At 36.6% G+C, this 14294-nt stretch carries 14 protein-coding genes; 1 reads left to right on the top strand and 13 read right to left on the bottom strand.

The genetic code is table 11. The features are described 5' to 3' along the window. Nucleotides 1-106 precede the first annotated feature (106 nt). Nucleotides 107-580 carry a thioredoxin-dependent thiol peroxidase gene (gene bcp, locus EDD61_RS09550; RefSeq protein ID WP_008688826.1) on the top strand — a complete coding sequence of 158 codons (474 nt, stop codon included), beginning with the start codon at nucleotides 107-109 and terminating at the stop codon, nucleotides 578-580. Nucleotides 581-654: 74 nt separating this feature from the next. On the opposite strand, the gene EDD61_RS09545 is transcribed toward bcp, so the two are convergent. The 13 genes from EDD61_RS09545 to EDD61_RS09485 form a co-directional block, all read right to left on the bottom strand. Further along, entirely contained in the window at nucleotides 655-897 is a 243-nt protein-coding gene (locus EDD61_RS09545) for a PRC-barrel domain-containing protein (RefSeq protein WP_008688827.1), read from the bottom strand. Between the two features lie 44 nt (nucleotides 898-941). Beyond that, entirely contained in the window at nucleotides 942-1721 is a 780-nt protein-coding gene (locus EDD61_RS09540; protein ID WP_008688829.1) for a SigB/SigF/SigG family RNA polymerase sigma factor, read from the bottom strand. A 544-nt stretch (nucleotides 1722-2265) separates the two neighbouring features. Then, nucleotides 2266-3162 (bottom strand): glycyl-radical enzyme activating protein, encoded by an 897-nt coding sequence (locus EDD61_RS09535; RefSeq protein WP_008688831.1) that lies wholly within the window; start codon nucleotides 3160-3162, stop codon nucleotides 2266-2268. Further along, nucleotides 3155-5425: a pyruvate formate lyase family protein gene (locus tag EDD61_RS09530; protein WP_132225158.1), complete on the bottom strand. Its 2271-nt coding sequence runs from the start codon at nucleotides 5423-5425 to the stop codon at nucleotides 3155-3157. The genes EDD61_RS09535 and EDD61_RS09530 overlap by 8 nt, the downstream gene beginning before the upstream one ends. A 16-nt stretch (nucleotides 5426-5441) precedes the next feature. Further along, nucleotides 5442-6191: an N-acetylmannosamine-6-phosphate 2-epimerase gene (locus tag EDD61_RS09525; RefSeq protein WP_008688836.1), complete on the bottom strand. Its 750-nt coding sequence runs from the start codon at nucleotides 6189-6191 to the stop codon at nucleotides 5442-5444. A gap of 267 nt (nucleotides 6192-6458) precedes the next feature. Continuing rightward, complete coding sequence (sigK, locus tag EDD61_RS09520) at nucleotides 6459-7175, bottom strand: RNA polymerase sporulation sigma factor SigK (protein ID WP_371826368.1); 717 nt, start codon at nucleotides 7173-7175, stop codon at nucleotides 6459-6461. Then, the gene (locus EDD61_RS09515; RefSeq protein WP_008688839.1) at nucleotides 7175-7912 is read right to left on the bottom strand and encodes a sigma-E processing peptidase SpoIIGA; all 738 of its coding nucleotides are present in this window, start codon (nucleotides 7910-7912) and stop codon (nucleotides 7175-7177) included. The genes sigK and EDD61_RS09515 overlap by 1 nt, the downstream gene beginning before the upstream one ends. 167 nt (nucleotides 7913-8079) lie before the next feature. After that, nucleotides 8080-9270 carry a coenzyme F420-0:L-glutamate ligase gene (locus EDD61_RS09510; RefSeq protein WP_008688842.1) on the bottom strand — a complete coding sequence of 397 codons (1191 nt, stop codon included), beginning with the start codon at nucleotides 9268-9270 and terminating at the stop codon, nucleotides 8080-8082. Nucleotides 9271-9327: 57 nt separating this feature from the next. Continuing rightward, complete coding sequence (locus EDD61_RS09505; RefSeq protein ID WP_008688843.1) at nucleotides 9328-9813, bottom strand: metallophosphoesterase family protein; 486 nt, start codon at nucleotides 9811-9813, stop codon at nucleotides 9328-9330. 157 nt (nucleotides 9814-9970) lie between these two features. Continuing rightward, the gene (locus EDD61_RS09500; protein WP_132225154.1) at nucleotides 9971-10939 is read right to left on the bottom strand and encodes a GerMN domain-containing protein; all 969 of its coding nucleotides are present in this window, start codon (nucleotides 10937-10939) and stop codon (nucleotides 9971-9973) included. Nucleotides 10940-11220: 281 nt separating this feature from the next. Further along, the gene (locus EDD61_RS09495; RefSeq protein ID WP_132225152.1) at nucleotides 11221-12033 is read right to left on the bottom strand and encodes a hypothetical protein; all 813 of its coding nucleotides are present in this window, start codon (nucleotides 12031-12033) and stop codon (nucleotides 11221-11223) included. A gap of 305 nt (nucleotides 12034-12338) precedes the next feature. Continuing rightward, the gene (locus EDD61_RS09490; RefSeq protein WP_008688851.1) at nucleotides 12339-13406 is read right to left on the bottom strand and encodes a M15 family metallopeptidase; all 1068 of its coding nucleotides are present in this window, start codon (nucleotides 13404-13406) and stop codon (nucleotides 12339-12341) included. A gap of 126 nt (nucleotides 13407-13532) precedes the next feature. Continuing rightward, complete coding sequence (locus EDD61_RS09485; RefSeq protein WP_008688853.1) at nucleotides 13533-14024, bottom strand: hypothetical protein; 492 nt, start codon at nucleotides 14022-14024, stop codon at nucleotides 13533-13535. Nucleotides 14025-14294: the final 270 nt, after the last annotated feature.

Below are 14294 nucleotides of genomic sequence, written 5' to 3'. Positions count from 1 at the left end.
TGTATCATTAATATCCTGGTTTCGCCAATCTTTCATGCAAATTAATTGCTCCACTTCTTATTTATCGCGTATAATAAAACTATGAGATGAGAAAGGATGTATGATGATGTTAGAAATTGGAACTACGGCCATTGATTTTACCCTGCCGGATGAACAAGGCAATTTGATCAGTCTTCATTCCTTTAAAGGAAAAAAAATTGTATTATACTTTTATCCAAAAGATAATACCCCTGGATGCAGCAAGCAAGCCTGCGCCTTTAAAGCTGCTTATGATGTTTATAAAAGAAACGATATTATTGTTATCGGAATCAGTAAGGATTCTTCACGCTCGCATTTACGTTTTAAAGAGAAATACGATTTGCCTTTCATTTTATTATCCGATGAGGAACATAAAGTCATTGAAGCATATGATGTCTGGAAAGAGAAAAAACTATATGGTAAAACCTATATGGGCATTACGCGCAGTACCTATGTAATTGATGAAGAAGGCACGATCATCAAAACCTTTGAAAAAGCAAATCCTGCAACAAATGCACAGGATATCCTAGAGTATCTAGCGCAATTATCAAATGAGCAATAACCAACAAAAATAAGACTAACAAACAAAAAAAGAGGTCATAACCACATCTTCGATTTATGGTTATATCCTCTTTTTTATGAAAAGCGAACAAGAATCACATCACCTTCTATGTTTTCTATTTCTTTCACCATGATCTGAATCTGTTCACATTTAAAAAACCACGGCAGCATCTTTTTAACAAATGGCTGCAAAGGCTGAACAAACAACGAATGAATCTCATAGGTACAAGGGTCAAAGCCAAGATCTACAACAAGTCCAACTAAAGAACCATCTGCTATGTTAATGACCTGTTTATTGCATATATCACTAAAGCGCATTTTCTCACCTACCATCAGTATATGAGAAATAACGATTTTGGTGCCTAGATTTCAAATTCTTTTTTAAGTAAGGCAATCGCATTTTTTTCTAGACGCGATACCTGTGCCTGCGAAATACCCAATTCATTGGCGATTTCTGTTTGTGTCTTATCCTGATAATAGCGTTTCTGAATAATATCCTTTTCTTTACCCTTCAAGTTTCGCATGCTTTTTTTTAATGTCATATAATTCGATAAACGCTCAATTTCGTCCTTGTCATCCTTAATCTGATCCAATAGATACAGCTCATCACCATCCGAATTATAAACAGGTTCAAATATCGATACGACACTTTGCGTAGAATCTAATGCGTCAACAACATCCTTTTCTTTGACCTGTAGTTGTTCAGCCAGCCAATGAATCGTTGGCTCTTTTTGATGTTCATGGATATACTCTTCTTTTAAGCGAAAAACTTTATAGGCCAAATCCTTTAAATGCCGTGATACCCGAATTACTTGATTGTCACGCAGATAGCGTTTGATCTCTCCCATGATCATAGGGACTGCATAAGTGGAAAAACGTACTTCATGTTTTAAATCAAAGTTATCAATGGATTTCACCAGTCCAATACAGCCAACCTGAAATAAGTCATCCATATTCTCGCAACGATTTGAAAAACGCTGAACGATGGACAACACCAACTTTAAATTCCCCTGTATCAAATCCTCTTTTGCCTGTTCATCCCCACTTTGATACTTTTTAAATAATTCTTTCATCTCCTCGTTGCTTAATACTTTTAAATCAGCCGTATGAATACCACTGATTACTACTTTATAACGACTCATGTAACTTCCACCTTCCTGCTTAAATGACTATACAAGAAGTGTTCCCTTGCCAAGATTTGCTTATGCCAGAATCCTACTGTAAGTAATTGGAAACAGAAAAGACTTGACAATCAAAAAAAGGGATAACATGAGGTCCGTGAGGTTTATGCAAAAATGCGTTATACATGCTGCACAGATTGTTAGAAATGCAACAGCACTACGTATGTCATCATAACCAGCTAGTAACAAAGCAGCATCGCTTATGAAAAAGGGGTTTGGGGTGAAGTAGTCGTTGCTTTATGTGCTTTTCATCAGCCAAAGATCCTGTACTACTTCACGCTAATATGGAAATTTATCATAAAAAAATGAGATATTTTATAGTCATAAAGATGAATGTAAGATAGTAAATGAATTCAAGCAAACCGTAAAAGAAGATATTGAGTAGTATACGTATAGAATAATAAAAAAGATTAACCTCTGTACAATACAGAAATTAATCTTTGCTTTCGTTTCTTTACTTTTACTGAATATTGAAGCTCATTTCATCATGCTAAGTAGCACTTTTTTATCCACCTATTTGGGCATACATACCTTTTGCCAATGCATAGGCACGATAAGGCTCTAATACTTCATTCGCCATGATTTCGGTAGGAAAAACATATGGCTTTCCCATTTGTTCAGCTTTGCTTTTTCCCAGTGAATGATAGGGCAATAAATGCACGCTCTGCACACCCAATGCATGTAAATAGTCAAGTTCCTGATAAACCAAAGATGCCTCATCATTAAAGCCGGTGATGATCGGCATACGAACGATGACCTTATGAACATCTTGATGTAACAGATAGGCCAAATTGGTTTTTATCAGTTGTCCATTACCATGCGTGAACTGCAGAAGTTTTGCGTCGTCCAGATGTTTAAAGTCATACAGGAATAAGTCAATAAATGGCTCTGCTCGTTGCAAATCAGCCAACGGATAATTTCCTGTTGTTTCCACAGCTGTATGCAGACCTAATGCTTTCGCTTCTTGTAATATTTCGCATAATGATGTTACTTGTACAAATGGTTCACCACCACTAAACGTCACACCGCCATGACTCATATCATAATAATCCTTATCCTTCATGACTTCATGAAGAATTGCCTCGCTTTCCATATCTTCTCCACGCAGCTGCAAAGCATCTTGTAAACACATTTCTACACAGCTTTGACAACCATTACATCTTTGGGCATCGTGGTGAAACCTTCCTTTTTGGAAATGAATAGCTTTTTGTGGACAGCTTTGTTCACATGTATGGCAGCTTACACATTTACGCATATCATGCAAAAGTACCGGTTGACTGCTTTGTGTTTCCGGATTTGCACACCATGGGCAACAAAGTGTACAGCCTTTTAAAAATACCGTTGTACGAATACCAGGGCCATCATGAATAGCGAATCGTTCAATATGGGTAACGCTAATCATATAAGCACCTGCTTAATAATTCATCCTGAATATCTTTCGTCAAATTCACAAATACGGCACTATAGCCTGCTACACGGACGATCAAATCAGGGTATTTCTCAGGATGTTTTTGGGCATCCTCTAAGATACCATGATCCACAACCGTTACCATCAGCTGACAGCCACCTTTATCAAAATATGTCTGAAACAACATTTTGATCTTTTCACGATCTTCTCGAAACATCCGTGGGGTAAATTTGATATTCTGCACACTGCCTCCATGATACTTTGCCTGAAATTTTGCTAACGAATTTAAACAAGCCGTTGGTCCATTCTTGGCAGCCCCACCTTGCGGATTATTTGCCGGATTCATAAACACTCCGGCTTTACGTCCATCTAAACTTGCCCATGTTTGATGTCCCCAATCGGTATTCGTTTGATTATTGGATATAACGATTAAATAATAGCCCAGTCCCTTTTGGATGCCTCTTTGTCGAATGCCTTTTGCAACATATTCATATAAATCATTTGCTAATGCATCACATTCTTTTGCATCATTGCCGTATTTATCTTGCCGCAATAGTTCCTTACGAATATGCTCATAACCATCAAAATCTGCCATCTGCGCCTCATGGAATTGAGCAAGTGTATACTTTCCTTCCTCATACACCAACTTTTTAATGGCATATAAGGCATCACTGGTATTGATATTGCCATAGGTTTCATTTGTACCACCTAAAATTTCTACACCACCATCCAATAACGCTTTCTTACGATGAATACAATCATCCATTAAAATTGATGTAAAGAGGAAGGACACTTCTTGATTCATGACTTCATAGGAGTGCAGTTGGGCATCGACACTTAAATCAAAATAATAATCCAACACTTCTTTATAGGTATTGTATAAATCATCAAAGCTTTTAAATTCTTCACAAGGCGGTACGTGTACAGGTCCGGCTTTATATTTTTGATCGTTAGGATCAATGCCTTTATTCAAAGTTATATTCAATAGTTTTAACAGATTCAGCAAGGTATTCGGTGTTCCCACACTTTTCCCTTGAATGACATATTCACCACAGCCAAAAGGTACATACTGCTGGGCAATTGCTTCTTCCACGCGCATGGCATGCATGACAGCCGGCACATTCACATCATCATTATACAAAGTAGGATACGTAGCTCCACTGCCGATACAATCGTATGCCATATCCATGATATCCACTGGCGTATCTTTAGAAAAGCGTAATGTAAACTGTGGTTCTACATATCGTGTATCACGGCAAACGCGTAATGCAATACGGGCAAGGGTATCTGCTTCTTTAGGATGCTCACGTCCTACACCACCGACGATGATACGTCCATTTACCGTCGTACGACGATTTTCAATCATCTTCCATAAAGATTTCAGATAGCGATATGCCTCATCCTCATCAAGTCTTCCTGCATCCAGATCGTTTTGTAAATAAGGACCCAGCACATCATCCATACGTCCATAATTTATAACACCGGCACATAATGCATAGATCCAAAACAGCTGGAGACTTTGATGAAACGTTGTTGGTGGTTGCTCACGAATAAAACGTAAATCGGCTTCCATTAGTTGCAAATCCAGCAAGCGTTGTTTGCTTGCGTTTTGTTTGGCATCCTGTACCAATGCAATTTGTTTGTCGATTACTTTCTGCAATAATTCCATCGCTTCATAACTGGCACGCAAAAACGTATTATCTCCTTGTTGGCGAATATCTTTCTTTAATCCTTCGATCCCCTCACGCATTAAGCGTTTATAATTCAACATCATGCCGCTTAAACGAGCCGTTGCCATAAAAGGATAATGGCAGTCAATAAAACGTCCTGTTGTATCATCTGTCAACACATCCTGACAATAAATAGCTTTGACATCATGCTCTTGCCAATAGTCGTATAAAGCATCTACGCGTTTCTTATCTTCCGTATTCGTTAATTGTTCTTTAAATGCTCTTAGCTTATGAAATACGCAATAATGACCAACACCGCCTATACTTGTTACACTGCCAAACCCAATAGGCAGAAAATCTAAGCGGCCGGCAATTAAATCATCATCTTCAAGAGAGCGAAACAACACCGGAAAAATGGTAGACAGACAACGAATTTCTCTTTCTGCCTTATCAAGTCCTACGCTATCCTTATGTGCTTTGGTATAGGCTTCCATGATATTCAGTTGTTCTTCGATACTCTTTTCACAGGGAATCGGTTTGGATACTTCCACATTCTGTGCCCCATCTATATTGATCTTGTGTTTCATGTTCACACTTCCTATCTTAATGTTTTGCTTTTTCAGCCTCTCTCCAATTATCCTGATAGCCACCTAACAAATCTACGAAACGCTTAGCAGTCAAATGCGGACGTGTGATTGCACTTCCTACAACAACGGCATGCGCTCCTAAATATATGCACTTCATCGCATCTTCCGGTGTATACAGATGACCTTCCATCATCATATAAACATCATCCTTAAAATCACGACACATCTTCGCAAACAATCGGTAATCAGCACCTTCAATATGAGCAGTTTCTTTGGTATAGCCATATAACGTCGGTGCAACAATATCCGCACCATGCGCAATCGCATGTGCTGCCTCTTCATAACTTGATACATCCGCAAAGATAATAGCTTCGGGAATTTCCTTTTTCACGATATCCAGCAAATCCCAAGCAATCGTTTTTTCATGGGTGATTTGTTTTGTACAATCCAAAGCAATAATTTCAGCACCAGCTTCCCAAACCGCTTTTGCTGCTTCCAAAGTTGGCGTTATAAAAACATCTGTATCCTCATGCCAAATCTTCCATAAACCAATCATTGGCAAATCAACTTTTTCCTTGATGGCCTTGATTTGTTCCGGTGAATTTGCACGTATTCCGACCGCACCGGCCCATTTGGCAGCTTCTGCCATCTTTACAACGATATCCTCAGTATAAATAGGATCATCCTTTTGTACCTGACAAGATACGATTAATCCGTTTTTAAAGCTTTCCAGCAACGCTTTTTTTCTTTCATCTGTAGTTTTCATAACAATCCTCCTGCATCCTTTTCTTTGCTTTCATTATATTCTTCACGTTGTAGCTTGTCAATCATATTTATTCATATTTATTCTTTTTGAATCATTTTGAATCATTCAAACTTTCTTATTTTACTAGTGACCTGATATGATTCTTCGATTAAGTTAAAAAAGAGCTTCCTATGCGGAAAGCCCTAACATAATATGATAAATTTTGACAGTATTAAGGAAATAGCAACCATTTAGATCATGTATGGTTACAGATTACTTTTACTTACCCTATTCTTGCATACTATGATTCTTTTTCATCTGTACCTTTAATTTTTGAATGATCCGTTTTTCCAAGCGTGAGATATAAGACTGAGAGATTCCCAAGCGTTTCGCGATATCTTTCTGTGTTAACTCTTCGTGCTCAATACCATACCGCATTTGCAAGATTTGACGTTCTCTGTCTTTTAAGGTTGCCATGGCCGCCAATAATTCACGCTTATTTTCTTGCTTCTCAAACTCTTTCGTAACGATATCATCATCTGTTCCTAATATATCAGACAATAACAATTCATTTCCATCATAATCAATATTTAAAGGTTCATCAAAACTTACTTCCACTTTACGACGACTTTTCTTACGTAAAAACATCAGAATTTCATTCTCAATACAACGGGAAGCATATGTTACCAGCTTAATATTTTTATCACGTTTAAATGTATTGACCGCCTTAATCAAACCAATAGAGCCGATACTGATGAGATCTTCCATAAAAATCGGATTGGTTTCATAACGTTTCGCAATATAGACGACCAAGCGTAAATTATGTTCAATTAACTTATTGCGTGCTTCTTCATCACCATTTTCCAAAGCAATCAGCGCTGCTAATTCTTCATCTTTCTCTAATGGCTTTGGTAAAACATCACTGCCTTGGATATACCAAACTTGTAAATCATCGCGACTGCCAAACAGCCACTTTAAAAATGTCCAAAATTTCTTCATTCTCATCACCCCATCGTCATCACTTTCATATTTAACAGCAACTCACTGTGCATAGGCAGTTTCAAATCTTCTTGCAGATGTACGAGTACCTTTCTTTTATGACAACCGTGCAACTTCAATTCACATGTATAGCACGGTAAACTGCTTTCTTCCTGAACTGTCTTCATTACTACTAATTGTATGCGTTCATCCACAAAATATGACAGATAACGACGTTGTAGAAAGACAACCGGTATCCCCTCATGACTAAGCAGATTTCCACTATCCAAATACCCAATAACCTTAAAATGTTTGTTACCTACATAAAGCGTCAAGGGATATAAGCAATTTTTTTCACTAAAGCGTATCCGCCAACGACTTTTACAGAAAAATAGAAATAACAAATACAATAGCCAGCAGGGTATGATTGATGCCTGAATGGGCACAAACCAAAAACCATTATGAAAGCTGCCTTGATAAATGACATAACTTGTCAGCATACAAAGCACACGGAAACAGAAAGCAACTATATATGTTTTTCTAGCATACCGAAAAAGGGTTAGAAAAAAAAGAAGCTCAACAAGTATGACGATGAAAAGACTACCATCTTGCCACAAGCTGACACTCAGCATAGATATTACAGCCGCATAAAAAAGAAGATGCAGATCTTTTAATGGCTGAAACATAGCATAACTAGCAAAAAGCGCCGATAGATACAATAACAAAACACCGTTCAGCCAAGATACCTCAACATAGCTTTCCATCATCCTCACCTCATGCATATTATAGTCATCCATGCGTACACATGTTGTCGAGAAATGCTTTATCTGTAAAAACCGTTTTCTTTAATGTGACACATGTCTCATTAAAAAAAGCATCTCTCTTGTTTTAACAATAGAGATGCCTGATATACAGTATTAGAACATCGTTTTTAGTTTGTAAAATTATCAAAATATCCTTGTACTAATACGATTGGCGTTCCTTTATCACCAGATCCACTCGTCAAATCACATAAAGAGCCAATCAAATCGGTCAATCTTCTAGGCGTTGTACCCTGTGATGCCATATCGCCTTTTAAGTCATCATCTTTTTCTTTAATTTTCGCCTCGATTGCCTTCTGTAAAGCTTCACCTTTCAAGTTCGCAAAATCATTATCCGCCAGATATTTCAGCTTCAACTCATTTGGTGTTCCTTCAAGACCTGCCGTGTATGCAGGTGAAACACATGGATCAGCCAATTCCCAGATCTTACCAACAGGATCTTTAAATGCTCCATCACCATAAACCATAACTTCGATATGTTTATCTGTTAACTTTAACAGCTGACTTTGGATATCTTCTACTAGATCCTGGCATTCACGTGGAAATAATTTAACCATATCCTCTGTTGATTTATTAGAGCCTAAAAGACCATAGGAAGTATTATATCCACTACCATCTATAGAGGAAGTCATAATATCATCCAACCCACATACACGTTCAGCACCATTTGCCTTTAAGATGCGTTTCGTACGAGCGCGCGTATGGATATCACATGTTAATACGTTTTTGGTATACTTTAGAATTGTTTTCGCGTTATTAGAGAAGATGATTTCAACCTCTGCACCACATTCACGAATTAGATTACCATAATATTCCACATAATCAATGCCTGTAAAAGGATGTGGATTTTCTCCAAACAGTGAACGATATTTCTCAAGTGACAATACATCACTATAAGGGTTAATACCAGCTTCATCCAGCTGATCCAGGCTTACTAATTCATTACCTACCTCATCACTTGGATAGCTTAACATCAGGACAACTTTTTTAGCGCCTTTTGCAATACCTTTCAAACAAATAGCAAAACGGTTACGTGAAAGAATCGGGAAGATTACCCCAATGGTTTCACCGCCCAGTTTTTGTTTGACATCCTGTGCAATGGCATCTACTGATGCATAGTTTCCTTGTGCTCTGGCAACGATTGATTCTGTAATTGCCACAACATCACGATCACGAAGGGCGAAGCCTTCTGCCTGTGCAGCCTCAACCACACTGTTTACTACGATGCCTGCAAGATCGTCACCCTCACGGATGATAGGACAGCGGACACCTCTTGAAATAGTTCCAACTTTTCTTTCCATAATACCCTAATACCTTTCCTTTGCATTCCGCACAAAAACCGTATCTATGTACGGTCCTTACCAGAAAAACTTGCTTTTCTTCTGTGGGAGAAAAATGAATTCCACATCAACCTGTTCCTCTTGCAGTGTCAATATTGCATAGGATGGCCCTCTGCCATCACGGCTTCTCCATAAAGAACCGGGATTGATCAGACGTATCCCATGAACGACATCATCTGCAGCAACATGCGTGTGTCCGTAGCAAACGATATCACAGTCTTTTGCTTTTGCCGTATCTGCCATTTGTTCCAATCGTTTGATATAAGAAAAATGATGACCATGTGTCATATAGATACGATGACTGCCAGCCGTTATTACACGTTCATCTGGATAATCATAATAAATATCGTTATTCCCCTGTACGACGATATAAGACGGATAGTTTTCCGCATAATCCTCAATATCACCACAATGTAGGTAGGCATCCGCATCCGGATGTTTTTCAACGATCTGTTCCAGAATTCCCTGTTTTCCATGACTGTCGCTTACTACGATAATTTTCATCTTAACCACCTGTTATTAGTATAGCATAAACATGATATTCATGCTATATTTTCTTATGTTTGTTGTCAATACATAACAATTGATTCCTTACCTATATCCAAATGAAAACCAGTCCTGATGGGAAAAGACTGGCTTTTAGCGATTATCCTAATATTTATTAAAAAGCTATTTCATTATAAGATAGATCATATACCGAAACAGCACTTTCCTGCTGTTGTGGCATCACACTGACACCATCTACTTTTACCTGTACTTTATCGACTCCACTTAAAGCGCTTAATGATAAAATCAAAGAATCATACAAATCTTCCTTTACACTTTTATCTGAAGAAAGTAAATTTTTATTGATATCCACGATCAAAGTACCATTAGAAAATTGAAAATTATTTATTTTAATATCGTCCTGATATAGTGGTTGTGATAATTCGCTGCTTGCACTCACATCGCTGATAACTTGTAAAACCCCTTCTTTAATGCTGTCACTTGCATGCATCACACGTTTACTGCGCGGTATCAAAAATTGCTGGCCTTCAATTTTCTTTGCGCAATATACCGTAACACTATCCGAAGTATGCAACGCACTGGTGGCTGTTTCAAAATGATTAATACCGATACCGCGATTCAATACATTGGGAATCGGTGTCTGCGCATTTGGCATACTAGATAATTTTACGCCATTCAATCGTATTTCCAGTTGTTCTACATCATGAAACTGGGTGGCTCCCCACGTTAGCGATTCCAGTACACGTAGTTCATCTTCTTTCTGATAGTTTTTTAAACTATCATCAAAATCCATAACGGCCTTGCCATTAGCAATCATCACCTTTTTCACCGTACACTCTTTAGTAAATAAAGGTAAAAAACCTTTGATATTTTGCTTACCGCTCATATAGGATACCATCAGCTGTAATTTGTCTTCTTCATTCATCTCTTCACTTACAGGAATGCTTAAAGGTACCAGACTATGATCATGATCTTTTAGATACACTTGCATATGTGTACTTTCATCTTGTACAGATAACACCGTTTGTGCATCTTCCGTTCTTGGAAAATAGCGGATTGACAGGTAACTGATCATCGCTATTGCTCCAAATAAAAAAGCCAGCGGTTTCTTATACTTCGGCATTTGATCACCTCTGCTATATTCTATGTATTGCCTTTTTATATAAGAACTGCTTATAGAACTTTCATAAAAAGAATCCAATAAGAAACTATGTAGTAAATCGTCTAAAGATAGATCGATCACCCATAGTTTCTTGCTCTTTTAATGAACTTATTCCCTAATTTGAAAACAACGTATAATATAAAAGTTTATTGAGCAGCAACATGAACTACGCATTGCGAAATTCTCCCAATATTTGTAATATAATTAAAGTCTAATTCTTCTTTATCATGAAATCATACTACTTAGGATACTTTCTTTCTTTTGACAATTATAACAATTTCAAGAACAGCCAGTACAAGTAAACACACGGTTCCCAGAATCATAAATTTATACCAATTACTGAATATGGAAGACTCCGACATTTGATCACTGACAACTACCCTTTCCTCTTTATCTAGTAACTGTGCTATTTGATCAGTATTGGCAGATTTAATATAAACATAATAATCTTTGATATGTGTGTCTTGAATGACGTTTACTTTCTTTTTTAGCATGTCAAACGTACGCATCGTTATATAATCACCACTCGGTATCGTAGATTTTTGTGGAACAAATTTAGGAAGTTTGTTTCTATCTAAAATGGCTTTACCTTCTATTGGAAATGATTCAAATTCAGCCTTATCTTTGTCTTTAAGAAATTCCAAATTGAGATTTCCAGATTCCTCATCATCATAACGATATAAAACAGATTCCTTAGGATTATTAATACCATAATAATTAAAAAATGAATCATCCGCTATCTGTATTGAATATGGTGAAACATTATTCTTCCCATATGTTTTATAAGCAGTAAAATCAGGTATAGCTATTGTGAAAATTTCTGCTTGTATATTATGTGTTTTTAAAATTTCCGCAAGTTCCTCTTTTTTATTTTCGATAGCTTTCATTTCCTTTTTCTCATTATCAAGTTCATAAGAAACAATAACGAAATCTCCGCTTTTAATTTCCAATTGTATCTTATCAATCTTTAGAAAACTAACAATCATACCTGCAACAATAATCACCATACCTATCATAGGAAACAGCTTGATTAAATTCCCCTTTTTTTTCATCATGATATTTACCTACCTTTTACAACTTTACTATATCAAATTCTTATCCAACATTCAATTGAAGAAAGGCCAGCTAAGGAATAACTATGCATATTCGTGTACTTAGCATACATAAATCTCATAAAAAGCGCACCTTCATTCAATATCCAATGAACGAAGGTGCACTTCCATCTGGTGTATTCTTATCCTAAAGGCTTAATCTTATCTATTATAGCCTCTTATATATGATTGATTTTTTCATAGATACAATTTTGCCTTTTGCCCTTGATGACTTATGAGAAATTTAAAAGATGTCGTAATGATATCTTTTAAGAAACATCATCAGCATTTACTTCTTCTAACACCTTATTATTATCATGCATATACTTTGCTAAATCTTTTCCTACATAACGTAATGTATATGGCTGGTATTTCTTCTTGGTCACATCATCAGCCTGTTTAGGATAACGAACGATAAAACCATATTTATAAGCATTATCCTTTAACCAAATCGCCTGTTCTTGTTCTTCTTCACTCGGTGCTTTCGTTGTCTTTGTATCTTTTGAAGAAGTATTTTTGTCTTTATCTTTTTTATTCGTCTTCGCTTTTTCTTTTGGCTTTAATTGAATCGTATATCCTAATTGGTATTCATTACGACCTGGATAATCCCAATAAGAAAACACCTCGTCCTTGTATTTTGTCAAAGCCTTATCATATAAAGGAAATTGATCTTCATACGATAAATATCCGGCAACGATTTCCATATCCCCAAAGGTTTTTTGATTAATTTCTTTAGCGGCTTTGGCTAATTCATGAAGTGGTTTTACAACTTCTTTGCGAATTGTAACATCATTGCTATTCGTGATAGAATCATGAGGTAAATCATTAATCGAAACCAAATCATTAGGTTCATAGATATATAATGTTTCTTTATCGCCTATTGTTGTTAAGATATCTTTAGGATCCGCAATCAATTTTGCATCATCCTCAAAACCATCCCCTTCATCAAAGAAACGAGTCAGCACATTATAAGAATAATTGCTTAACATATCCTTTAACGTTCCATATTCCATTTGCTGGCGATATTTGTTAATAAAAGAAACGACGTATGACTTACTTTCTTTCCGTGTATGGTAAGCTGTATCATACCATAACGTATTTGTTAATTCAAAGCCTTCTGTTGTTATGTAAGGAAGAAATTCTTTTGGTTCAATTTTTTGCGTTACTAAGTAATTAATTTCCTCTGTATCAAAATGTTCCAACACTAAGTTACGTTGCTCATCTGTTAATTCATATGGATATCTTGCCAATTCATCATAATGTTCATTCATCTTCCACAGACAAAAAACAAATAAAACGATAAGAGAAAGGACAAATATAGTTCTTTTTACTTTCATAGGCTACACCTCGTTTTCTATTATACCATGACTTTGCAATGAAACACATGTAAATTCCTTACGAAATCATGTCTGCAAATAGCTTTTCATCATTCCCCATAGTAGACGTTTCCATATTATAATCATTTACAACAATGTTTGGAAATGAAGTTTTAAGAAAACACGTCCATTATGATACCACAAACAGCTGCCAATGATTTCCCAATGGAAAAGAATAGGTTCTAATTGCCAGTAGGCTACATCATAAATGAGCGCACGCAAATTTAGATGACGCCAATATAAAGTATTCGTGATATTTTCACAGCGATAATACGTAGATGGAGTCTTTTCAGCAGTAGTATATGCAAGTCGAAACTGCCATAAGTCTTTTACCATGGATTGTTCTTCTAACCATGTGATCATAGGAGCATATTTCTGTAAATACGTATGTAGTTGTATAGCTATTTCATCCTTTGTTAACAGCTGCTGGCATTGATGCTGTTTGACTTTTTCATAATTTTTTAAGATCATGTTGCGAAAATACAAATAAACCTGTCGTGTTCGTTGTACCTCATGACATATATAACGGTATTGCATCGCATTGACATGCAATGGGTATGTGATAATTCTTTCAGCCATAACATCACTTCCCTTCACCAATGTATACGATATGACAAGGGTAAATCATGAAAAGCGAAAGATATTTCATAGTCCATTATAAAAAATTAAACCATTTTACATTTTTATTATTCTAGCAAACATGTGCAGCGTCTTTTTATGTAACTTGCTCTTATACCATGCCTGTTACCTTATTGGCAATCGAGTAGGGTGAAATAAATCACCCTCTCACACCACCGTACGTACGGTTCCGTATACGGCGGTTCGTTTTAATTTCAAAGCGTGTCTCTC

The sequence above is a fragment of the Longicatena caecimuris genome (genome assembly GCF_004341945.1).
Taxonomy (GTDB): domain Bacteria; phylum Bacillota_I; class Bacilli_A; order Erysipelotrichales; family Erysipelotrichaceae; genus Longicatena; species Longicatena caecimuris.
This window is presented reverse-complemented; position numbering and strand designations above follow the sequence as displayed.